Annotated in this window: 25 protein-coding genes and 1 pseudogene; 14 read left to right on the top strand and 12 right to left on the bottom strand. The window is 76.9% G+C overall.

The window, feature by feature from the left end:
- Positions 1 to 127: 127 nt before the first annotated feature.
- On the top strand, positions 128 to 781 hold the full coding sequence (locus tag WDV85_RS09610) for a helix-turn-helix domain-containing protein (protein ID WP_339570396.1): 654 nt from the start codon (positions 128 to 130) through the stop codon (positions 779 to 781).
- Positions 778 to 2,013, top strand: a complete 1,236-nt coding sequence (locus tag WDV85_RS09605; protein ID WP_339570395.1) for an MFS transporter — start codon at positions 778 to 780, stop codon at positions 2,011 to 2,013. Before WDV85_RS09610 ends, WDV85_RS09605 begins: the two co-directional genes overlap by 4 nt.
- Before the next feature lie 60 nt (positions 2,014 to 2,073).
- Here the strand turns inward: WDV85_RS09605 and WDV85_RS09600 are convergent, their stop codons facing one another.
- The gene (locus WDV85_RS09600) at positions 2,074 to 2,808 is read right to left on the bottom strand and encodes a hypothetical protein (RefSeq protein ID WP_339570394.1); all 735 of its coding nucleotides are present in this window, start codon (positions 2,806 to 2,808) and stop codon (positions 2,074 to 2,076) included.
- Between the two features lie 101 nt (positions 2,809 to 2,909).
- Here WDV85_RS09600 and WDV85_RS09595 point away from each other — a divergent pair, with 101 nt between their 5' ends.
- Both WDV85_RS09595 and WDV85_RS09590 read left to right on the top strand, forming a co-directional pair.
- The gene (locus WDV85_RS09595) at positions 2,910 to 3,311 is read left to right on the top strand and encodes a VOC family protein (protein WP_339570393.1); all 402 of its coding nucleotides are present in this window, start codon (positions 2,910 to 2,912) and stop codon (positions 3,309 to 3,311) included.
- Positions 3,312 to 3,348: 37 nt separating this feature from the next.
- On the top strand, positions 3,349 to 3,987 hold the full coding sequence (locus WDV85_RS09590; protein WP_339570392.1) for a hypothetical protein: 639 nt from the start codon (positions 3,349 to 3,351) through the stop codon (positions 3,985 to 3,987).
- Between the two features lie 31 nt (positions 3,988 to 4,018).
- Here the strand turns inward: WDV85_RS09590 and WDV85_RS09585 are convergent, their stop codons facing one another.
- Positions 4,019 to 4,315 (bottom strand): hypothetical protein, encoded by a 297-nt coding sequence (locus WDV85_RS09585; protein WP_339570391.1) that lies wholly within the window; start codon positions 4,313 to 4,315, stop codon positions 4,019 to 4,021.
- A 202-nt stretch (positions 4,316 to 4,517) separates the two neighbouring features.
- On the opposite strand from WDV85_RS09585, the gene WDV85_RS09580 reads away from it, so the two are divergent.
- On the top strand, positions 4,518 to 4,754 hold the full coding sequence (locus WDV85_RS09580) for a hypothetical protein (RefSeq protein ID WP_339570390.1): 237 nt from the start codon (positions 4,518 to 4,520) through the stop codon (positions 4,752 to 4,754).
- A gap of 64 nt (positions 4,755 to 4,818) precedes the next feature.
- Here WDV85_RS09580 and WDV85_RS09575 read toward each other — a convergent pair whose 3' ends face one another.
- On the bottom strand, positions 4,819 to 5,829 hold the full coding sequence (locus WDV85_RS09575) for an HD domain-containing protein (protein ID WP_339570389.1): 1,011 nt from the start codon (positions 5,827 to 5,829) through the stop codon (positions 4,819 to 4,821).
- Positions 5,830 to 5,911: 82 nt separating this feature from the next.
- Between WDV85_RS09575 and WDV85_RS09570 the strand changes: the two genes are divergently transcribed.
- Together WDV85_RS09570 and WDV85_RS09565 are read left to right on the top strand one after the other, a co-directional pair.
- Entirely contained in the window at positions 5,912 to 6,670 is a 759-nt protein-coding gene (locus WDV85_RS09570; RefSeq protein ID WP_339570388.1) for an alpha/beta hydrolase, read from the top strand.
- Positions 6,671 to 6,740: 70 nt separating this feature from the next.
- Positions 6,741 to 7,151 (top strand): ester cyclase, encoded by a 411-nt coding sequence (locus WDV85_RS09565; protein WP_339570387.1) that lies wholly within the window; start codon positions 6,741 to 6,743, stop codon positions 7,149 to 7,151.
- A gap of 96 nt (positions 7,152 to 7,247) precedes the next feature.
- On the opposite strand, the gene WDV85_RS09560 is transcribed toward WDV85_RS09565, so the two are convergent.
- Positions 7,248 to 7,544, bottom strand: a complete 297-nt coding sequence (locus WDV85_RS09560) for an antibiotic biosynthesis monooxygenase family protein (protein WP_339570386.1) — start codon at positions 7,542 to 7,544, stop codon at positions 7,248 to 7,250.
- A 55-nt stretch (positions 7,545 to 7,599) separates the two neighbouring features.
- Positions 7,600 to 8,154 (bottom strand): hypothetical protein, encoded by a 555-nt coding sequence (locus WDV85_RS09555; RefSeq protein ID WP_339570385.1) that lies wholly within the window; start codon positions 8,152 to 8,154, stop codon positions 7,600 to 7,602.
- Positions 8,155 to 8,350: 196 nt separating this feature from the next.
- Here WDV85_RS09555 and WDV85_RS09550 point away from each other — a divergent pair, with 196 nt between their 5' ends.
- The 3 genes from WDV85_RS09550 to WDV85_RS09540 are packed head-to-tail and all read left to right on the top strand — an operon-like array spanning position 8,351 to position 9,554.
- A complete protein-coding gene (locus tag WDV85_RS09550) occupies positions 8,351 to 8,821 on the top strand; it encodes a DUF2975 domain-containing protein (protein WP_339570384.1) in 471 nt (156 codons plus the stop codon).
- Positions 8,821 to 9,084: a helix-turn-helix domain-containing protein gene (locus tag WDV85_RS09545; RefSeq protein ID WP_339570383.1), complete on the top strand. Its 264-nt coding sequence runs from the start codon at positions 8,821 to 8,823 to the stop codon at positions 9,082 to 9,084. The genes WDV85_RS09550 and WDV85_RS09545 overlap by 1 nt, the downstream gene beginning before the upstream one ends.
- Entirely contained in the window at positions 9,084 to 9,554 is a 471-nt protein-coding gene (locus WDV85_RS09540) for a DUF2975 domain-containing protein (RefSeq protein ID WP_339570382.1), read from the top strand. The genes WDV85_RS09545 and WDV85_RS09540 overlap by 1 nt, the downstream gene beginning before the upstream one ends.
- A gap of 54 nt (positions 9,555 to 9,608) precedes the next feature.
- Here WDV85_RS09540 and WDV85_RS09535 read toward each other — a convergent pair whose 3' ends face one another.
- Positions 9,609 to 10,121 carry a GNAT family N-acetyltransferase gene (locus WDV85_RS09535; protein WP_339570381.1) on the bottom strand — a complete coding sequence of 171 codons (513 nt, stop codon included), beginning with the start codon at positions 10,119 to 10,121 and terminating at the stop codon, positions 9,609 to 9,611.
- Positions 10,122 to 10,144: 23 nt separating this feature from the next.
- Between WDV85_RS09535 and WDV85_RS09530 the strand changes: the two genes are divergently transcribed.
- On the top strand, positions 10,145 to 10,543 hold the full coding sequence (locus WDV85_RS09530) for a VOC family protein (RefSeq protein WP_339570380.1): 399 nt from the start codon (positions 10,145 to 10,147) through the stop codon (positions 10,541 to 10,543).
- A gap of 82 nt (positions 10,544 to 10,625) precedes the next feature.
- Positions 10,626 to 11,078 carry a hypothetical protein gene (locus tag WDV85_RS09525; RefSeq protein ID WP_339570379.1) on the top strand — a complete coding sequence of 151 codons (453 nt, stop codon included), beginning with the start codon at positions 10,626 to 10,628 and terminating at the stop codon, positions 11,076 to 11,078.
- Between the two features lie 25 nt (positions 11,079 to 11,103).
- Here the strand turns inward: WDV85_RS09525 and WDV85_RS09520 are convergent, their stop codons facing one another.
- The 5 genes from WDV85_RS09520 to fabG all read right to left on the bottom strand — a co-directional run bounded on the left by WDV85_RS09520 (position 11,104) and on the right by fabG (position 14,833).
- Entirely contained in the window at positions 11,104 to 12,057 is a 954-nt protein-coding gene (locus WDV85_RS09520) for a hypothetical protein (protein ID WP_339570378.1), read from the bottom strand.
- Positions 12,054 to 12,599 carry a hypothetical protein gene (locus tag WDV85_RS09515; protein ID WP_339570377.1) on the bottom strand — a complete coding sequence of 182 codons (546 nt, stop codon included), beginning with the start codon at positions 12,597 to 12,599 and terminating at the stop codon, positions 12,054 to 12,056. The genes WDV85_RS09520 and WDV85_RS09515 overlap by 4 nt, the downstream gene beginning before the upstream one ends.
- A 169-nt stretch (positions 12,600 to 12,768) precedes the next feature.
- Positions 12,769 to 13,317 carry a GNAT family N-acetyltransferase gene (locus WDV85_RS09510; protein WP_339570376.1) on the bottom strand — a complete coding sequence of 183 codons (549 nt, stop codon included), beginning with the start codon at positions 13,315 to 13,317 and terminating at the stop codon, positions 12,769 to 12,771.
- Complete coding sequence (locus WDV85_RS09505; protein ID WP_339570375.1) at positions 13,314 to 14,060, bottom strand: maleylpyruvate isomerase N-terminal domain-containing protein; 747 nt, start codon at positions 14,058 to 14,060, stop codon at positions 13,314 to 13,316. The genes WDV85_RS09510 and WDV85_RS09505 overlap by 4 nt, the downstream gene beginning before the upstream one ends.
- Before the next feature lie 11 nt (positions 14,061 to 14,071).
- Positions 14,072 to 14,833 carry a 3-oxoacyl-ACP reductase FabG gene (gene fabG / locus WDV85_RS09500; protein ID WP_339570374.1) on the bottom strand — a complete coding sequence of 254 codons (762 nt, stop codon included), beginning with the start codon at positions 14,831 to 14,833 and terminating at the stop codon, positions 14,072 to 14,074.
- Between the two features lie 203 nt (positions 14,834 to 15,036).
- Here fabG and WDV85_RS09495 point away from each other — a divergent pair, with 203 nt between their 5' ends.
- Positions 15,037 to 16,134 (top strand): NAD-dependent epimerase/dehydratase family protein, encoded by a 1,098-nt coding sequence (locus tag WDV85_RS09495; RefSeq protein ID WP_339570373.1) that lies wholly within the window; start codon positions 15,037 to 15,039, stop codon positions 16,132 to 16,134.
- Positions 16,135 to 16,208: 74 nt separating this feature from the next.
- Here WDV85_RS09495 and WDV85_RS09490 read toward each other — a convergent pair whose 3' ends face one another.
- Positions 16,209 to 18,383, bottom strand: coding sequence for a RecQ family ATP-dependent DNA helicase (locus WDV85_RS09490; RefSeq protein ID WP_339570372.1), 2,175 nt, complete (start codon positions 18,381 to 18,383; stop codon positions 16,209 to 16,211).
- A gap of 107 nt (positions 18,384 to 18,490) precedes the next feature.
- Here WDV85_RS09490 and WDV85_RS09485 point away from each other — a divergent pair.
- A pseudogene (locus tag WDV85_RS09485) lies at positions 18,491 to 19,464 on the top strand (zinc-binding dehydrogenase).
- Positions 19,465 to 19,468: the final 4 nt, after the last annotated feature.

Raw genomic sequence — 19,468 nt, 5'->3', positions numbered from 1 at the left:
GCGGACCCTCGCAGGTCTGTCGAGGAGCAGAGCGGCGTCCCGACCGAGCGGTGGTCGGCGGGCGGCCTCCAGTGACCACCAAAGAGATGCTTGACGGTTGCGGGGGAAGGTCGCAGACTCCGCCCTCGTGGACGAAGGAGAGGTCAGACCGGCGCCTGCGGAGCTCTCGGGCCTGCGGGTGGTGGCGCACCCGCTGCGCCTGCAGCTGCTGTCGCTGCTGACCGGGTCGGCGATGAGCGCGGCGGAGGCGGCCCGGCACCTCGACCAGTCCCAGGCCAACGTGAGCTACCACTTGCGGCGGCTGCACGCGGCGGGGCTGCTGGAGGTGGCTGGCCACGAGGTCGTGCGCGGCGGTCGTGCGGTGCGCTACCGGCACGTGCCCTCCAGCGGGCAGCGGCTGTCGCGGCGAGACCCGTCCGACGAGCGGGCGCTGCTCGCGGCCCTGGGCGCGGAGCTGTCGCGGCGCACCGCCCAGCGGGACCCCGACGGCGAGGGCGCCTTCTCCGACGCCGAGGTCTGGGTCGAGGAGGCGACGTGGACCGAGGTGCTCGAGCTGGTGCGGCGCGCGGGGGCGCTGCTGCACGAGGGCGCCCGGGCTCCGCACGCGGACGGCGCCCGCCGCGTCAGCGCCCTGCTCTACGTCTTCGAGATGCTCACCGGGCCGGATCAGGCCGATGATGGTGATCCGGCTGACGACGGTGATCCGGCTGACGACGGCGAGGGCGGTCCCGGTGCCGGCGGGGTCCGACCGGCGGCCGAGACACCGCAGGCCCCGGCGTGAGCACCACGGCCACCGGGTGGCGCGCCGACGCCGCCGTGCTCGGTGTGCAGCCCTTCCGACGGCTGTTCGCCTCCCGGCTGGCGGCGGTGCTCGGCAACGCGATGGTCGCCGTCGCGCTCGCCTTCGGGCTGCTGGACGCCGACGGGTCCGGCGCCGGGCGGGTCGGCTTCGTCCTGGGCGCCCGGGTGGTCGCGCAGATGGTCTTCCTGCTCGCCGGGGGAGTGCTCGCCGACCGCTGGCCTCGCCGTTCGCTCATGGCGGCCGCCGAGCTCGTGGCGGGGCTGTCCTTGGCAGGCGTGGCCGTGCTGCTGCTGGTCGGCGACCCGGCCCTGGGGTGGGTCCTGGCGCTGATGGCCGTCAACGGCGCCGCGTCGGCGCTCTACATGCCCGCCGCGGCCGGCATCGTCCCGACCCTGGTGCGCGCCGGCCAGCTGCACGGGGCCAACTCGCTGCTGCGGCTGTCGGAGAACGTGGGCGCCGTCGTCGGCGCCGCCCTCGCGGGTGTCCTCGTCGCCGCGGCCGGCGCCGGGTGGGCGCTGCTCGTCACCGCCCTCCTGTACCTCGTCTCCGCCGTCCTCCTGGCCGGGATGCGGGCGACGCACGTCCCGCGGGCGGAGCCGCCGACCCTGCTGGGCGACCTGGCCGGCGGGTGGCGCGAGACCGTCTCGCGCCAGTGGGTGTGGGTCGTCGTCGTCCAGTTCTCCGTCGTCAACGCCTGCTTCTCCGGACTGACCCGGGTCCTCGGCCCGGTCGTGGCCCTGCAGGGGTACGCCGGGCCCGCGTCGTGGTCGGTCGTCCTCACCGCCGAGGCGGTCGGGCTGCTCGTCGGCGGGGCCGTCGCCCTGCGGGTGCGGCCCCGACGCCCGGTGCTCGCCGGGGTGCTGGCCGTGTTGCTCCTCGTCCCGCCCCTGGTGCTCCTGGCCCTGCAGGCGCCGCTCCTGCTGGTGGCTGCGGCGATGGCCCTCGGCGGCGTCGCCGTCACCGTCTTCGACGTCCTGTGGGCCACCGCTCTGCAGCAGCACGTCCCCGGAGAGGCCCTGTCGCGCGTCTCCTCCTACGACGCCCTCGGCTCCTTCGCCCTGGCGCCCCTGGGTCTTGCCCTGGTCGGGCCCATCTCCGTCGTCCTCGGCACCGGTGCCACCCTGCTCGCCGGCGCCGGGCTCGTCGCCGCGGCCACGCTGGCGGCTGCCGCCGCCCCCGGCGTCCGGCGCCTCACCGCCGTGGACCGCTGACAACCGGCGGGGTCCGCCGTCCGGCCGTGGGGGCGGGGCACCGACGGCCGCGGACGCCGCCTACGGGCGGGGCGCGCCCGCGCTGCGGAGCGCCCGACGGCTGCGGAGCAGCTGCGCCAGCGTCAGGGCGGCCGTCACGAGCAGCAGGACGGCGATGCCGTAGAAGATCCCGCGGGGGAGGCCCAGGTCGCCCTCGGCGAGCGCGACCTGCAGCAGGGCCAAGCCCACGAGCATGACGACGGTCCAGTGCGACGACGCGCGCAACCGAGCCATGGCCAGAGCCGCGGGGCGGTCCTCCTCCGCAGCCGGGAACTCGCCCCGGTTCAACGACCGGGCGACCTTCCTGGCGGTGGCCCTACCCATGTGGGGCGTCCGGTGCCTCGCCAGGGTCACGAGGCTCGCGACGGCGGACGCCACGACCAGCAGGGCGAGGACGATCACGGACCATGTCGGCACCGAGGCAGTCTTCCGCAGGCGGTCTCGCAGTGGGGGAGGAGCGGCGCCGCAGCCGTGCTCATGCCGGGGCGTCCGGTCTCGGACGTGGAGGTGGGCGAGCCAGGGACCGGGTCCCTGCGAGCTCGTGGCGACCTCGAGGTGGACGACGACGTCGCGGTCGCCGGCTCGGCTCGCCGCCCCTCCGAGGACCTCGGAGACGTCCTCGGCGCCGACGATGCGCGTCTCCTCGCACGTCAGCATCGGGTCTGGGTCGGTCGGCCGGTCCCAGAAGTGGACGCGGTAGGCGTGGGCGTCCGCCTCCCACCGCACGTCACGGGGGTCGACGGCGCTGATCTCCACGGCGGCAGTCCCGTCCGCGTCGCCGGAGGTCGCCCGCGCCGACGCCCGACCACATACTCTCGACGGCAAGCATCTCGACATCGAGACACCTGGCGGTCCCCGTGATCCACCACGTCCAGCTCGCCTGCCCGCCCGGCTCGGAGGACGCCTCCCGCGCTTTCTACGCGGGCGTCCTCGGCCTCGCGGAGATCGCCAAACCTCCCGCGCTGGCGGCTCGCGGCGGCTGCTGGTTCCGCGGCCACGGCATCGAGGTCCACCTCGGCGTCGAGGAGGACTTCCGCCCCGCCCGCAAGGCCCACCCCGGTCTGCTCGTCACCGACCTCGACGCCTGGGCGGCGCGCCTCGAGGCCGCTGGCTACCCGGCCGACCGTGACGACGACTTCCCCGGCATGCGGCGCTTCTACAGCCGTGACTGCCACGGCAACCGGCTGGAGCTGCTCGAGCCGGACGGTGAGGTGCCGCGCGAGCCCTCGGGAGCGTCGTCGGACGAGCCGCCGCACTGAGCGTGTGTGCTCAGCGAGCGGTGCCGGACGGCGCCCCGTGCTGATCGACGAGCTGGCGGCCGAGGTGGACGCCCTGCCGCCGGACCCCTTCGTGCGGGTCGCGGTCGACGGGGTGGACGGTGCCGGCAAGACCACCTTCGCCGCCCAGCTGGCGCGTTCGCTGCGAGACCGGGGGCGCGCGGTGGTGCACGCCTCCGCCGACGGCTTCCACCAGCCGCGCGCCCTGCGCCACGCGCGAGGACGCGACGACCCGGAGGGCTTCTACCGCGACTCCTACGACCTCGCCGCCCTCGAGCGCGAGCTGCTCGACCCCTTCGGGCCGGGCGGGCACGGGGTGCACCGCACCCACGTCTTCGACGTCCGGTCCGACCGGCCCGACGTCGCGGAGCAGGGACGAGCGGCTCCCGGGAGCGTCCTCGTCCTGGACGGCATCTTCCTGCACCGACCCGAGCTGACAGGTCGGTGGTCGTGGTCGCTGTGGCTCGAGGTCGACCGCGCCACGAGCCTGCGGCGCTGCGTGACGCGCGACGGCACCGGTTCCCCCGACCCGACCGACCCCGCCAACCACCGCTACGTGGAGGGTCAGCGGCTCTACGTGCGCGACGCGCGCCCCCAGGAGGCCGCCACGCACGTGGTGGACAACGAGGACCTCGACGCACCGACCCTGCTGCGCTGACGCACCGGAGCGGCTCGACCGAGGAGGCGCGTCAGCAGCCCCGACAGCTCGAGCCCTGAGGGCGGGGAGCCGAGACCAGTGCTCGCTCGGTCCACGACAGGCCCAGGGCGCCGAGGAGGAGGGCGATGACAGCAGGCGCCGTGCCGACGAGGCCGTCGTCGAGGGGCATGAGCCACCGCAGGAGGACGAAGGTCGCGACGGCGACCAGGAGCCAGGCCGCGCCGCACAGCCGCCTGGCGCGCGTGCTGACCCCGTGCCACGAGGGCACGCCGCCCTCGTCGTCGGCCTGCGCGTCCGACAGTCCCAGCCACGCGGCGAAGCGCCTCACCGTGACCCCTCTCGAGATGTCCGGTTCTTCGAGCGCCCTGGTCTACCACCGCGATCACCCGCGCCGGGTCTTCCATGTCGGACGAGCGGATGGCGTACCGGAGCGGCGGACGAGACCAGCGAGGTGGCTCTCGGCGGTGTCGACGCGCACCCGAAGACCCGTCTGTGGTCTGGTGGTGGCACGGCTCGGGGGAGGAGGCTCGATGACGGCATCCATAGTCCTGTACCGCATCTCGTACGCGCTGCTGGTGGTCGGTGCCGCGCTCGCGCTCGTGGTCGTGTGGGGGCTGCATCGACCGGCCGGTGAGGGCGGCGCCAACATCGGCCTCGGGATCCTGGCCCTGGCGGTGCCGTGGGTCCTCGCCGTCGGGCTGGTGGTCGGCGCGACCGGGGCGGGTGCTGCGCTGCTGACCACGGCCCGTCGACGGGGGAGGCGATGACGGCCCATGTCGGTGACGACGCCCGGGTGCGCGGCGACAGCTCCGGATGCTGGAGCCAGACTCGTCAGGAGCCCGCCGCGCGCCGGGGGACGACGGCGTAGGTCCAGGGGACGGCCGGCAGGTCGGCGTGCGCCGGGTGCGGCTGGCGAGGGATGGTGCCGTCGACGAGGGGCACGTCGAGGTAGAGGCGCCGCAGGGTGGAGACGACGCCCCCGTGCGTGCTCGCCGGGTCGTCGACGTCGACGACGCGCCAGGCACCGGGGTCCCGCCGCAGGGCCCGGGCGCCCTCGGCGGTGGAGGGCGAGGCGAGCAGCAGCGCCCAGAGCTCGTCGTCGGTCATCGCGGCGACGTCCGCGCCGGTGCCCGCGGGAGCGTCCTCGAGCAGGAGCGTGACCAGCCGGCGCACCACGGTCGTCGTCACGAGGTTGAGTTCGGAGCAGTGCAGCCGCGCCTCGTCGGCGACCATCGCGACCAGGTCGTCGGCTGTGGCGACGTCGCAGCTGACGCAGCCGTCGACGACCTCGAGCCGGGCCAGCGTCGCCGGTGGTGCCGCGCGCGTGCGTCCGTGCGCCGACGCGCTGCGGACGAGCCCGTCGAGGTGGTCGACCCCCAGCGCGCCCGGCGCACCGGACAGGACGGACGCACGGGTTCCGCTCCCCACGTCAAGGACGTCCTGGACGTCGATGCCGTGCTCGGCCAGCAGCGGCGCGAGCAGGCGGGTGCGCTGCGCCCCCAGCTCGTGGTGGTCCCAGCCGGCGAGCTCCTCCAGGGTGTGGCTCAACGGCAGGTGCCCGACGTCGTGCAGCAGCGCGGCCACCCGCGCCACCTCGTCGTCGGGGGCGAAGCGGGCGGTGAGGGCGAGCACGCCGAGGCTGTGCTCGAGCCTTGACGTGCTCTGCGTGCTCGCGACCGCCGAGGCCCCGGCGTGGGCGACGAAGGCCAGCCGGCGCACCGGCCAGGACCGCAGGAGCGCGCGCTCGACGACGGTGAGCCGGACGTCGATGCGCCACAGCGGGTCCCAGTAGGAGCCAGCGTTCCCCGTCGTGTCCGCCATGGGCGGCCCCGTGCGGCTCATCCGCCCAGCCTGCCCCAGGGCACGCCCCGACCGGCGTCGCGCCCGCTCCAGCACCTGCGACGTGCCGAGGATGCTGGTGCGCATGGTCGAGACGTCCGAGGACCGGGTCGTGGCGGGCCGCCGCATCTCCGTCGTGGTGCACGAGACGGGTGGCGAGGACGTCGTGCTCTTCTGCCACGGCTTCCTGGGCTCCTTGACGGGCCCCCAGCGCGCCTTCGTCCGTGCCGCCCGACGCCTGGCCGAGCACGGCGTCTCCTCGCTGCGCTTCGACCAGTACGGCAGCGGCGGCTCCGCGGGGGAGCACGAGGAGTCCTCCTTCACGGACTGGTGCGTCACGACCGCGGCGCTCCTCGACACCGAGCTCGAGCGCGGCCGCCGCGTGGTCCTCTTCGGGCAGAGCATGGGCGCCTCAGCCGCCGTCGTCGTCTCGTCGCAGCGACCTGGGCTCCGGGGTCTCGTCGCGTGGGTGCCGGACCCGAACACCGACCCCCTCGACGTCGGCCCGGACGACCTCCTCGAGGAGGCCGGCCAGCTGGTCCGCGGTCGGTTCTGGCTCGAGGCCCGCGAGGCGGACGTGGCCGCCTGCCTGCGCCGGGTGGCCTGCCCGGCCTACGTCGTGCAGTGCACGGGGGATGCCCTCGTCGACGAGGCCAATCGGCACGCCATCGCGACGGCCGCCCGCGACCACCACGTCGTCGACACCTGGGCGGGGCTGCCGCACAGCGCGTGGACCCATCAGCAGACGGAGGAGATCGTCAGGCGCAGCGTCGCCTTCGTGCTCGCGGCCATCGGGCGTCCCCTCGCCGAGGGCTCGAGCACGCAGGCGACCCGGCAGGGGTAGGCCGAGCTGGTGCGCCGAGGCCGGGCCGTCCTCGGTGCGGAGGCGGTCTGGACGGTGCCAGGGTGCCCGGGTGGACGACAGAGGGCTGCGCGCGGCCTACGAGCGGTACCTGGCGTGCCTCAACCGCAGGGACCTCGACCGGTTGCACGAGCACGTCGGCGAGGACGTGCAGCACAACGGCCGGCGCCTGGGCCTGCCCGGGTACCGGCGGATGCTGGAAGGGGACTTCGCGCGCATCCCCGACCTGGCCTTCGGACTCGACCTCCTGGTCGCGGAGCGGGACCGGGTGGCGGCCCGCCTCGTCTTCGACTGCACGCCGGGCGGGGAGCTCTTCGGCGCACCGGTCGACGGCAGGCGGGTCACCTTCTGCGAGCACGTCTTCTACCGCTACGTCGACGGCAGGATCGCCGAGGTGCACTCCCTGCTCGACGCCGACGCGGTGAGGGCGCAGGTGCGTGCCGCCGGGCGTGGTGCGACCTGAGTCGTGCTGCGCCACAGAGGCAGAGTCGCGCGCGCGGCGACCACCCAGCGCCGCGGTCGGCGACCGCACGCGCGGCGGGCCGGCGCCGGCGGCGCTTCAGGCGGTGAGCACCTGCTCGAAGTGCTCCACGACGGGGAAGGGCTCGTAGAAGGGGTGGAGCATCCGGCGCCAGCGCTGGTACTCGGGCGAGCCGCGGAAGCCGACGGTGTGGTCCTCCAGCCGGTCCCACTCGACGAGCAGGAGGTAGGTGCCCGTGCGCTCCAGGCACCGGGAGAGCGTCAGCCGCCCGAAGCCCGGCATGCCCGCGATGATGGCGCTCGCCTCGTCGAAGGCGGCCTCGAAGTCCTCCTCCTGACCTGTCACGACCGACAGGAGGGCGTGCTCGAGCACCATGCCCGCGATCGTGGCAGACGCCGCGAGCCGGTGCGGCGCCTCGACACCCCTCCTCTCAGAGCTGGTCCGAGGGCGCCAGGAGGTTGTCGGCGACCACCGCCCAGTCCACGTCCGTGCCGGCGTCCTCAACGGCGAAGCCTCGGGGGACGAGGTAGCCGGTGGCGGTCGTCGTGCTCGACGTGGTCCGTGTCTGGATCCCGCCGTCCGCGAAGGCCCGCGGGGACGTGCACGTCGAACCGAGGGCCTCGGCCTCCCGTGTGCCGAACGCGTCCACGAGGCAGACGGCGCCCTCGTCCGTCAGGGCCACCCAGTAGCGGGCGCGTCGTGTCTCCCCGAGGTATCGGGTGGACGCGGGGTCCACGCCGACGTCCACCGGCCCGGTCCTCTCCGCCCCCGGGAGGCGGTCCTGGTCACCCTGGAGCTCGCCGAGGGCGGGCACGAGCGTCTCCAGGGCCACGTCGCCCTCGGTGCTGGGGCCGGCGGTGGTCGCGGTGGACGTGGGCCCGGGGCGCGACGCGGGGGCCTCGGTCGGCGACGTGGTGCAGGCGTTCAGCGCGAGCACGGCCGCGACGGCGACGGGCGCGGGGCGCAGGCGTCGGACGGGAGGCACGGCGTCCATCGTGCCCCCTGCGGACGTCGGAGGCCCGCGCCGGTCAAGGCTCGCCGCGCAGGACCAGCCACGTCCGGGACGTTCCGCGCACCCGAGGTGGCCTGACGCCGGGCTCTTGACCCAACCGCCGGGCCCAACGACTATCGGTGTGTCGTCACCGATCGTCGGTGGACGTGGTCGTCGGGGGAGTGGTCGCGTGTCTCGTCCTGCCGGAGCGGTGCTGCAGGTGGTGCTCGCCGTCGTGGTCCTGCTGGTGCTGGCCGTCCAGGTGGTCGTGCTGCCGGACCTCGCCGCGGACGCCGCACGGCGGTACCCGGAGGCGGCGTCCGCGCAGGCGCCCGTGCTCGTGCTGGCCGTCGCGACCCTCGTGTGCGTGCAGGTGGCGGCCGTCTGCGTCATGGCGCTCCTGCGGCTCGTCGCCCAGAGCAGGATCTTCGACCCGGCCGCCTACCGGTACGTCGACGTCTTCATCGGCGCCGCCGCGACCGCCAGCGCGCTGGTGCTCGGCGCCAGCCTCTACGTCTCGGCGACGGTCGGGTCCCCGGCGTGGGTCTCGGGCGTCCTGCTGGCGATGGTCGGTGCGGGGGTGGCCCTGCTCATGGTCGTGATGCGGGCGCTGCTGCACCAGGCCACCGACCAGCACGCCGAGCTGGCCGAGGTCGTCTGATGGCCATCGTGGTCGACCTCGACGTGGTGATGGCCCGCCGCAAGGTGCGGCTCGGCGAGCTGGCGGAGCGCACCGGCATCACGGTCAACAACCTCTCGGTGCTGAAGAACGGGCGCGCCCGAGCGGTGCGCTTCACCACCCTCGAGGCCGTCTGCGCGGCCCTCGACTGCCAACCCGGTGACCTGCTGCGCTGGGAGCCTGACGACGGCGAGGGGGCCGACCGCGGCGTCGTGCCGCCCACGGGGCGGCGGGTGGACGCGTGATGTCGCGGGAGCGCCTCGGCGTCCTCCGGGGAGGCCTCGTCGCCGGCGCCGTCGCGGCCGTGCTGCTCCAGCTCGTCGTGCTGCCGCGCGCCGCGGCGGGCTCCGCCGCCCGCTTCCCCGAGGTTGCGCACCTCGAGCGCCCGTACCTCCTGGTCGCCGTCCTCGCGCTCGGGGCCGTGGAGCTGGCCCTCCTGGCGGCGTGGCGGCTGGTCGCCGCGGCGGAGTCGCGCGAGGGCCCCACGCCCAGAGCGCGACGCTGGGCAGACGTGATGGCGGCCGCGCTCGTCGCCGCGGTGGCGCTCGTCGCCGGCGTGGGCGCGCACGCCGGCGTCGTCGAGCACGTCGGAGGGCCCCCCGCCGGGCTCGTGGTCGTCGCGTCCCCGGGCCTCCTGGTCGGGGTGGTCGTCCTGCGGAGGCGGGTGCTCGGCGTCCTGCGGGACGAGCGCAGCGACCACCGGACGACGCGGTGAGCCGGTCGAGCGGGACGCGGGGACGTCGTCAGCAGCGCGCCAGGGTCTCGGTGGTCAGGAGAGCTCGGTGGTCATGAGCGTCTCGTGCAGCGGAGTCTCGTCGAGGACGTCGAGGCGGGTGCGCCCGTCGACGGACCACCCGCAGTGCTCGTAGAAGCGGCGGGCTCCGTGGTTGCTCGTCAGCACCCACAGCGAGGCGCGGACGAAGCCCGCCGCGCCCAGCAGCTCCTGCGTCCGCGCCAGCAGCACCGTGCCGACGCCCTCGCCGGCGTGCTCGGGGTGCACGTAGAGCGAGTACAGCTCGGAGGCGCCCGGGTCCTGCTCCTCCCGGTGGGGCCCGGCCAGGGCGAAGCCCGTCGGGCGGTCGCGCGGGTCCACGGACACGAGGCACGTCTCCGGCGGTGCGCAGGGCAGGTGCTCCCTCCAGCGCGCGGCCGAGCGCTCGGGCGACAGCCCGTCCAGGTGCCCCCGAGGGATGAGACCGGCGTAGGCGCTCCGCCAGGTCGTCACGTGGACGGCGCCGAGGGCGTCGGCGTCCTCGCGACGTGCCGGCCTGGTCGTGACCACGACCGGCAGCGTAGGAAGGCGGTGTGGACGGAGCGACGGGGGGCGAGGAGGAGCGCCTGCACCTGACCGGCGTGCGCGCCGTCATGGTCTTCTGCGACGACCCGGAGGCCTCCTGCGCCTGGTGGGCCCGGGTCGTCGACGTCCGCCCGCGACGCAGCGGCGCCTTCGCCTGGGTGGACCTGCCCTGCGGCGTCGAGCTCGGCTTCCACCCCGCTGACCCGGAGAAGAACCCCTCCGGCGCCAGCACGGTGCCCTACTGGTCGGTCCCCGACCTCGACGCCGCTCTCCGGGTGCTCGTCTCGGCGGGAGCGCACCGCCTGCGGGGGCCGCTCGAGGTGGAGCCCGGACGACGCATCGCCCAGGTGCGCGGCCCCCACGGCGCCGTCATGGGTCTCGACGAGAGCGACGCCGCGCCCGGGTAGTCGACCGGGAGGGGACGCCGCCACCCGCCAGCACCCGCGGAGAAGTCCTCCCGGTCACGCCTCGAGGGTGGGACCCTCCGCCATGGCCCTCCGGGAGCACCCCGCAGCCCCTGCCCGCCGCATCCGCCCGTGGCCCGCGGTCGCCGTCACCGGCGCCGCGTCCACGGCGCTCGGGGTGCTCGCCCTCGCGACCGCCCCGGGAGCCACGACCGTCGACGGGACGACCTACGACACGACCTTCGTGACCGAGTGGCTCTGGTGGCTCGCCTACGCGCTCGTCCCGGTCGCGGCGGCCCTGGCCTGGCGCGCGCGAGCCGGCTACCTCGCCTACGTCGCCACGGGCGCCGCGCTCGTGCTGCCGCACGTCGTCGTGGCCGCGGTCGTCGTCGCGCGCTACCGGCTCAGCGGCTGGGGAGACGGCCTCGAGGTCTTCGCCTTCCTCCACCCCGTCGGATTGGCGACGGTGGCCACGGGGGGCCTCGCGGTCGTGGGGGCGGTCGACGCGCTGCGGCGCCGCCGCGCCGGCGCCCGCTGACGTCGCGGGGGCGTTTCGCGCCCGCTCAGCCGTCGCGGCCCGGGGCGACGAGGGGCTCGCGGTCGGCGCGGTCGACGTCCCGTCCCCGGACGCGGTCCCAGCCCCGGCGCGCCGCCGGCAGGGCCCGCTCGAGCGGGAGGAAGGCGAGCATCATCACCAGGTGCGGCCAGAAGGCGATGGTGATGGCCGCGTACGTCGCCAGGTGGAAGAGGTACCAGGCCCCGACGACCCGCCGCTGCCAGCGCAGCGCCAGCACGAAGATGACGGGGGAGAGCAGCTCGGCGCCCAGCAGCCCCCACTGGAAGGCCTGCAGGAGCCACGGCACGTCGAGCATCCACTCCGACACCACGGTGCCGCGGCGGACGACGGCGCGGGCGATGGTCGCGCTCTGCACCCACTCCCACCCGCCGAAGCGGACCTTGGCGACGGCGGCGAGGAAGTAGGTGGCGATCGCCATGAGCTGGACCGCGCGCAGGGCGAAGCCGGCGGCCTCGGACCGCCGGCGGTCCGACAGGTGGGCCGTGCCGACGGTCGGGAGCAGGAGGAGGGCGACGAGGAAGTCGGCCCGGTCGTGGTCGACCTTGCCGTAGGCGAAGGCGATGTACTGGAACCAGATCCAGCACAGGGCGGTCGCCCACCCGAGCAGGCGAGGCGCGCGCCCGGTCATCGCGGCGAGCGCGAAGGCGACCGAGCCCCACCGGGTCGCCTCGGCGAGGAGCACCGTCGCGGCCGGGACGCCGAGCCAGTCGCCGAGGACGAGGGGCTGGTACCAGACCGGGTCCGCCGCGCCGTGGTAGCGGCCGGTCGAGTGCAGCCAGAGGACGTCGACGACGACGAAGGCGTAGACGGCGAGGCGCAGCCACGCCACGCGGGCCAGGGGGGCGTCCCAGAACAGCCACGCCGACAGCCGGCCGCGCCCCGGCCCGCCGGCCGGGCCGGGGAGGGCGCCGTCGGGCCGGCGGTCCGTCGCGCTGCTCACGAGCCCAGCACCTGCGCGCCGCCGTCGGCCGTCCAGACGGCGAGAGGCTGGTCGGTGGTCGCCTCCCGGTCGGGGACCCCGCCCGCCATGGGCGTGGACCGGCGCACGAGGCGGACGCCGTCCCAGCGCTCCTGCTCGGGCTCGAGGCGCGCGTGGGCGTCGGCCAGCGTCGCGAGCACCTCGGGCCGCTCCTGCACGAGCGGCCAGCGGCCCTCGAGCTCGGCGCGGTTGAGCCCGACCACCCAGAGGTTGATGGGCACCTCGCGCCAGCCCGGCTCGCTCGGGGTCGTCACCTCGAGGACGAAGACGCGCACGGCCCCGTTCGGGGAGCTCGACGTCGAGAACATCCGCCAAGGGGAGAAGGGCCACCAGTGGTCGTCGCCCACGAGGCTGCCGGCCACGAAGCCGACCGCGAGGACGGCGACGACGCCGGCGCGCCAGGCGCGCCCCACCGCGCTCAGCCGCAGCGTCGTCCTCGTCGTCGCGGGCGCGCGCCCGCCGTCCCCGTCGGCTGCGCGCACCGCCTCGTCGGTCTGCGTCATCGCGTCCCCCTCGAACCGCCCCCTCGCACCGCCCCACCTCGTCCTGCCAGGGCGAGCGGTGCCGAGCGGGCAGCGTGTCACGCGCCGCGGTGCGCGAGGGCCGTGCCCGCCCCGCTGCGCCGGCCCTCGGGCGTGTCGGCACGCCCTCGTCCAGCGCGCCGGTGCGTGCTCAGCCGTCGTCGGCGAGGCGCTGGTGCAGCACGTGGTCCTGCCACCGGCCGGCGATGCGCAGGTAGCGCGGCGCGTACCCGATCTCCTCGAAGCCGTTGCGCCGCAGCACGGCGCGCGAGCGCTCGTTGGAGGGGAGCGTGGCCGCCTGCAGGCGGTGCAGGCCCATGGGCCCGAGGGCGAGGGCGACGGCCTGCGCCACGGCGGCCGTGCCGACGCCGCGGCCGCTGACGTGCTCGGACACCCAGTAGCCGAGGTGGCCGCTGAGGAAGGGGCCGCGCACGACGTCGCTGACGGTCAGCCGCCCCACGACGGCGCCGCCCGCGAGGACGGCGGCGGGCCAGTGCGTGCCCGCGGCGTGCTGGGCGAGGGCCACCTCGACGAGGCGCCGCTGCCCCTCCTCGGTGGCGTGGTCCGGGCCGCGCTCGGGCTCCCACGGGGCGAGGAAGGCGGCGTTCGCGCGGGCGAGGTGGGCCAGCACCGGGACGTCGTCCTCGGCGACGAGCCGCAGCGCGACGTCGGCCCCCCGGCCGTCCGTCGCCGGCGTCACGGACGGCGGCCGACGAGGGCCAGCAGCTGGTCCAGGGGGTCCGCCGAGCGGGGCTCGGCCGGGGTGCCGAAGCGCCCCGAGTCCGCGAGGAGGCGCTGGTGCGCGCGCACCCAGGCCAGGCAGTGCTCCACGGCCGCCCCCGACCCGCCGACGTCCCCGCTGCCCCCACGCCCGTCGGCGGCCAGCCCTGCGCGCACGTCCCAGGCGTGGACGACGAGGTCGAGCAGCAGCCGCTCGGCCAGCTCGGAGGCAGGCGCGTCCTCGCCCGCGAGGGTGACGCGGGCGTCCTCGGACGCCGTCGCCCAGGCGACGGTCGAGGCCGCGGCCAGGGCGCGCCACGTCGGCCGCGGGTCCGGGCCGAGCAGGGCGGCACCCGCCGGAGCGGGGCGCGCCGTGCCCAGCCCCAGCAGCTGCGGCACCCGGGCGTGCTGCGCCGCCACGTGGTCGACGACGCCCCGCACGTCCCAGCCCGACGACGGCGTCGGCAGCCGCCAGCCGTCGGCGCGGGCGGCCGCGTCGACGGCGGCGGTGAAGGCGCGCAGGCCGTCCGGCAGCAGCGCCCGGGCGGGGGCGGAGCCGTCGGAGCGCTCGGCGGTGGCCGACAGCGGCGCGGCCGCCGGGTCGACGGCGCCGCGGACGGTGCGCGCCGTCGCGGACAGGGGCGCGGCGGGGTCGGCCGCGCCGGCGCTCCCGCCGCCGGGCGCGTCGTCCCGCCGCTCGGGCTCCGGGGGACCGGAGCCCACGGCGTCTGGTGTCACAGCGTCTGGCCCCCGTCGACGTAGAGCGTCTGGCCGGTGACGTAGGACGCCTCGTCGGAGGCGAGGAAGGCCACCGCCTCGGCGATGTCCTCCGGCTGGCCGATGCGCCCGACCGGCGTGCGCTCGGCGACCGCCTCGCGGTAGGCCTCCGGCGTCATCTCCAGGCGAGCGGCCGTCGCGTCGGTCATGTCGCTCTGGACGAAGCCGGGCGCCACGGCGTTCGCGGTGATCCCGAACCGGCCCAGCTCGACGGCGAGGGTCCGGGTGAAGCCCTGCAGGCCCATCTTCGCCGCCGAGTAGTTGGCCTGGCCGCGGCTGCCGAGGGCGCTGACGCTCGAGAGGCTGATGATCCGTCCCCTCTTCTGCTCGACCATCGGGGCCTGCACGGCGCGCGAGACGAGGAAGGCGCCGCGCAGGTGCACCGCCATGACGGTGTCCCAGTCCTCCTCGCTCATCTTGAAGAGCAGGTTGTCCCGGGTGACGCCCGCGTTGTTGACGGCCACGTCGAGGCCGCCCAGCTCGGCCACGACCCGCTCGACCCCGCGGGCGACCGCGTCGGCGTCGGTCACGTCGACGGCGAGACCGAGGGCCCGCGCGCCCGTGGCGGCGAGGTCGGCCGCCGCGCGCTCGGCGCGCTCGCCGTCGAGGTCGAGCAGCGCCACCGCGGCGCCCCCGGCGGCGAGACGCCGCCCGATCGCCGCGCCGATGCCTCGGCCGCCCCCGGTGACGAGCGCCACCCTGCCCTGCACCCCTGCCATGGCTTCCCCCTGCTCCGTCGCGGGTCTGCGCCGCCGCCCCGGGCGGGGCGACCGCGGGCACGGTAGCCGGGGCGGCGCGGGGCGTCCTCGTGGGGCGACGCGCCGCGCGGCGTCCCACGGCGTCGACCGCGGCCGCGCCCGGTGGCCGGTGGCCGCGCGTGTCCTGGTGGTCGCGGGCCATGCGGGGCACCAGGGTGGCCCCCATGAAGGTCCTCGTCACGGGAGCCAGCGGCAACCTCGGCACCGCGCTGCGCCGGCGCCTCGCGCGCGAGGACGACGTCGAGGTCGTCGGCCTCGTGCGGCGCCCTCCCGAGCCCTCCTCCGGCGGGCGCGTCCGCTGGGTCGGCGCCGACCTCGCCTCCCCCGCGTCGGTGCCGGTGCTCGAGCGGGAGATGGCGGACGCCGACGCCGTCGTCCACCTCGCGTGGCTGCTGCAGCCGAGCCGCGACGAGGCCGCGCTGCGCGCCGCGAACGTCGACGGCACCCGCCGGGTGGCCACGGCGGCCGCCGCCGCGGGGGTCCACCTCGTGCACGCCTCGTCGGTGGGCGCCTACGCCCCGCGGGCGACGCCCGTCCCCGACGGCGCGGCGGGCCCCGACGGGCAGCCGCGCGACGCCGTCGGCGAGGACTGGCCGACGACCGGGGTCCCGACGTCGCTCTACAGCCGCCAGAAGGTGGCCGCCGAGCGGGTGCTCGACGAGGTGCAGCGCGCCGTGCCCGGCGCGCGCGTCGCGCGGCTGCGGCCCGGGCTCGTGCTGCAGGGCGACGCCGGCTCGGAGATCGGCCGCTACTTCCTCGGCGGGCTGCTGCCGCTGTCCCTCGTGGGGCGCGTCACCCTGCCGGTCCTGCCGCTGCCGGAGGAGGTCGTCTTCCAGGTCGTCCACGCCGACGACGTCGCCGAGGCGGTGCTGCGGATGCTGCGCACCGGGGCGCAGGGGCCGTTCAACCTCGTCGCCCCGCCGGTCGTCGACCGGATGGACGTCGCCGCCGCCGTGCGAGCCCAGCGCGTGCCCCGGCTGCCGGCCCGGGCGCTGCGCGCCCTCGCGACCGCCACGTGGCGCGCCCGGCTGCAGCCGACCGAGGCCGGGTGGGTGGACCTGCTCACGCAGGTGCCGCTGCTGTCCTCCGCGCTCGCCCGGGCCGAGCTGGGGTGGGAGCCGGCCGTCCGGGCCCCGGACGCGCTGACCGAGCTCGTCGACGGGCTCGGCCGCGGCCGGGGTGCGAGCACCCCGCCGCTGCGGCCCCGCGGGGCCGTCCGCGACCGCCGGCCGCCCAGCGCCGGCCCGGCCGACCAGGGCTGAGGGCCCAGCAGGGCCGAGGGCGCGGCTGGGTCGCCGCGGCCCGACCAGGCGCGGCGGCGCCGCCCCGCTCCGGCTCAGCCGACCACCGCGAGGGCGAAGGGCAGCACCTGCACGCCCGCGCGCCGGAGCTGACGACCGGCGACGGTGAGGGTCCACCGGGTGTCGACGACGTCGTCGACGAGCAGGACGGGGCCGTCCGACCCCGGCGGCAGCTGCGCGACGAGGGCGTCGGCGTCGCCGAAGGCCCCCCACACGCCGGCCAGGCGGAAGGCGCTGTTGCCCGAGCCCGCGCGCGCCGGCGGGTGGTCGGGCGCCAGGGGCAGCGCGCCCAGGTAGGGCAGGCGCCCGAGCTCGGCGATGCCGGTGGCGAGGCTCTCCACCAGCGTCGGGCGCCCGCGGGAGGGCACCGACGCGACGGCGACCGGCCGGCGCTCCCAGTCCCACGCGGCCAGCACCGGGACGACGGCGCGCAGGACGTCGGAGGGCACCGGGACGTCGCGCACCCGCTCGCGGTCGCCCGAGACGTCGCCGAGCAGGTCGCGCAGGCGCGGGCCCCAGCCGAGGTCGCTCGTGCGGGCCAGCGCGCGCCCGGTGCCGAGCTGCTCGTCGGCGGAGATGCGGCCCTTCACGGTGACCCCGAGGCGGTCGGCGCCCGTGGGCCACTGCGCGCGCGGCTCCAGCACCGTGCCCGCCCGGCGCAGGGCGGCCGAGGCCGCCTCGCGCGCCTCGTCGGGCAGGTCGGTCGGGTACCAGGGCCCGGCGCAGCGGTCGCACCGCCCGCACGGGGCGGCGGTGGCGTCGTCGAGGGCCTCCTGGAGGAAGGCCATGCGGCAGCCGTCGGTGCGCTCGTAGGCGACCATCGCCTGCTGCTCGGCGGTACGGGTGGCCGCGACCTGGTCGTAGCGCTCGGCGTCGTAGACCCACGGGCGCCCCGTCGCCGTCCACCCGCCGCGCACCCGCTCGACGGCGCCGTCGACGGCCAGCACCTTGAGCAGCAGCTCGAGGCGCGTGCGGCGGACGTCGGCCACGGACTCGAGCGCGGCGGCGCTCATCGGCCGCTGCGCGCCGGCCAGGGCGTCGAGGACGGCGGCGGCGTCCTCCTCGCGGGGCATGCTCGCCGTCGCGAAGTACGACCAGACGGCGCGGTCCTCGCGCCCGGGGAGCAGGAGGACGTCGGCCCGGTCGACGGCGCGGCCGGCGCGCCCGACCTGCTGGTAGTAGCTGACGGGGGAGGACGGCGCGCCGAGGTGCACGACGAAGCCGAGGTCCGGCTTGTCGAAGCCCATGCCGAGCGCCGAGGTGGCCACGAGCGCCTTGACCCGGTTCTCCCGCAGCGCCGTCTCGGCCTCGCGGCGGTCGGCGTCGTCGGTGCGGCCGGTGTAGGCGAGCACCTGGTGACCGGAGGCCCGCAGCGCCGCGGCGGTGTCCTCCGCGGCGGCCACGGTGAGCGTGTAGACGATGCCCGAGCCGGGCAGGTCGGGCAGGTGCGCCGACAACCAGGCGAGCCGCGCCGCGTCGTCGGGCAGGTCGAGGACTCCGAGGCGCAGCGAGTCGCGCGCGAGCGGGCCGCGCACGGTCAGCACCTCCACCGGCGCCGACGAGCCCGGCGCGGGGGCGGACAGCTGCTCGGCGACGTCGGCGACGACGCGCTCGTTGGCCGTGGCCGTGGTCGCCAGCACGGGCGTGCCGGAGGGCAGCCGCCCCAGCAGGTCGCGGATGCGGCGGTAGTCGGGGCGGAAGTCGTGCCCCCAGTCGGAGATGCAGTGCGCCTCGTCGACCACGAGCAGGCCGGTGCGCGCCAGCAGGTCGGGCAGCACCTGCTCGGCGAAGGCGGGGTTGACGAGGCGCTCGGGGGAGATGAGGAGGACGTCGACCTCGTCGGCCGCCAGCGCGCGCAGCGCCTCGTCGTTCTCGTGGGCCGTGGCCGAGGAGATCTCGACCGCCCGCACCCCGGCACGGGCGGCGGCGGCCACCTGGTCGCGCATGAGGGCCAGCAGCGGGGAGACGAGCAGCGTGGGCCCCGCCCCGCGCGCCCGCAGCAGCGCCGTGGAGACGAAGTAGACGGCGGACTTGCCCCAGCCCGTGCGCTGGACGACGAGCGCCCGCGCGCGCCGGTCGACGAGCGCCTCGACCGCCTCGCCCTGCCCGTCGCGCAGGACGGCGTCGTCGCGCCCGACGAGGCGGCGCAGGACGGCGCCGGCCTCCGCGGCCGTGCCGGTGGAGTGGCTCTCGACGGTCTCGGTGCTCACGGGCGACGACGCTACGGGCCACCACCGACGCCCGGCGCACGTCGTCCACAGCGCCGCTGCGCGGACCGCCGCCCCGCCCGTCCGTCGCCCGCCCTAGCGTGCGCGGCGTGAGAGCCCTCGTGCTGCGCGCGTTCGGCGTCGAGCCCCGCGTGGAGGAGGTGCCCGACCCGGAGCCGCCGGCGGACGGCGTCGTCCTGCGCGTCACCGCGAGCGGCCTGTGCCGCAGCGACTGGCACGCCTACGCCGGCCACGACGGCGACGTCGTCCTCCCGCTGGTGCTGGGCCACGAGCTCGCCGGCGTCGTCGAGCGGGTCGGGCCGGAGGTCACGCGGTGGCGCCCGGGCGACCGGGGGCCCTGCCGGCCGTGGAGGACGGAGGGCCCACGGACGTCGCCGCGGCCGCTCTCGGCTGCCGCACGGCGACGGCGCACCGGGCCCTGGGCGGCCGGGCGCGCCTGCAGCCGGGGGAGGGCGTCGTGGTGCTGGGCTGCGGGGGCGTGGGCCTGTCGGCCGTCGTCCTCGCCCGCGCGATGGGCGCCGGGACGGTCGTGGCGGTCGACGTCTCGCCGGCGGCGCTCGCCCGCGCCCGCGAGCTCGGCGCCGACGTCGTCGTGGACGCCTCCGCCGCAGCCGGTCCCGGCGTGGACGGCGGTGACCGGCCGTCGGCGGGCGGGCTCGGCGGGGACGGCCCGGTCGCCGCCGCGGTGCGGGACGCCACGGGCGGCGGGGCCGCGGTCGCCGTCGAGGCGCTCGGGTCGGAAGCCACGCTGGCGCAGGGCGTCTGGTCGCTCAGGCGCCGGGGACGGCTCGTCCAGGTCGGCCTCTTGCCGCCGGGGCCCGACGGCGCGGGCCGCCCGCGCGTCGCCCTCGACCGGGCCATCAGCCACGAGCTGGACCTCCTCGGCAGCCACGGCATGGCCGCTGCCGACTACCCCGGGCTGCTGGCGCTCGTCGCCTCCGGCGCCCTGGACCCGGGCGCCCTCGTCGGCGAGGTGCTGCCCCTGACCGACGCCGGACGCGCTCTGGTCGAGCTGCCGCGCCGCACCGCGGCGGGCGTCATCGTCGTCGAGCCCTGGCGCTGACGAC

Source organism: Pseudokineococcus sp. 5B2Z-1 (assembly GCF_037482305.1).
Classification (GTDB): domain Bacteria; phylum Actinomycetota; class Actinomycetes; order Actinomycetales; family Quadrisphaeraceae; genus Pseudokineococcus.
Note: the sequence above shows the minus strand (reverse complement) of the source record. Positions and strands in the feature narration are given on the sequence as shown.

Coding starts and splice junctions, on each gene's coding strand:
- WDV85_RS09580 (WP_339570390.1), top strand. CDS start 4,518: ATGACGGCATCCATAGTCCTGTACCGCATCTCGTACGCGCTGCTGGTG.
- WDV85_RS09575 (WP_339570389.1), bottom strand. CDS start 5,829: ATGAGCCGCACGGGGCCGCCCATGGCGGACACGACGGGGAACGCTGGC.
- WDV85_RS09570 (WP_339570388.1), top strand. CDS start 5,912: ATGGTCGAGACGTCCGAGGACCGGGTCGTGGCGGGCCGCCGCATCTCC.
- WDV85_RS09560 (WP_339570386.1), bottom strand. CDS start 7,544: ATGGTGCTCGAGCACGCCCTCCTGTCGGTCGTGACAGGTCAGGAGGAG.
- WDV85_RS09545 (WP_339570383.1), top strand. CDS start 8,821: ATGGCCATCGTGGTCGACCTCGACGTGGTGATGGCCCGCCGCAAGGTG.
- WDV85_RS09540 (WP_339570382.1), top strand. CDS start 9,084: ATGTCGCGGGAGCGCCTCGGCGTCCTCCGGGGAGGCCTCGTCGCCGGC.
- WDV85_RS09525 (WP_339570379.1), top strand. CDS start 10,626: ATGGCCCTCCGGGAGCACCCCGCAGCCCCTGCCCGCCGCATCCGCCCG.
- WDV85_RS09515 (WP_339570377.1), bottom strand. CDS start 12,599: ATGACGCAGACCGACGAGGCGGTGCGCGCAGCCGACGGGGACGGCGGG.
- fabG (WP_339570374.1), bottom strand. CDS start 14,833: ATGGCAGGGGTGCAGGGCAGGGTGGCGCTCGTCACCGGGGGCGGCCGA.
- WDV85_RS09495 (WP_339570373.1), top strand. CDS start 15,037: ATGAAGGTCCTCGTCACGGGAGCCAGCGGCAACCTCGGCACCGCGCTG.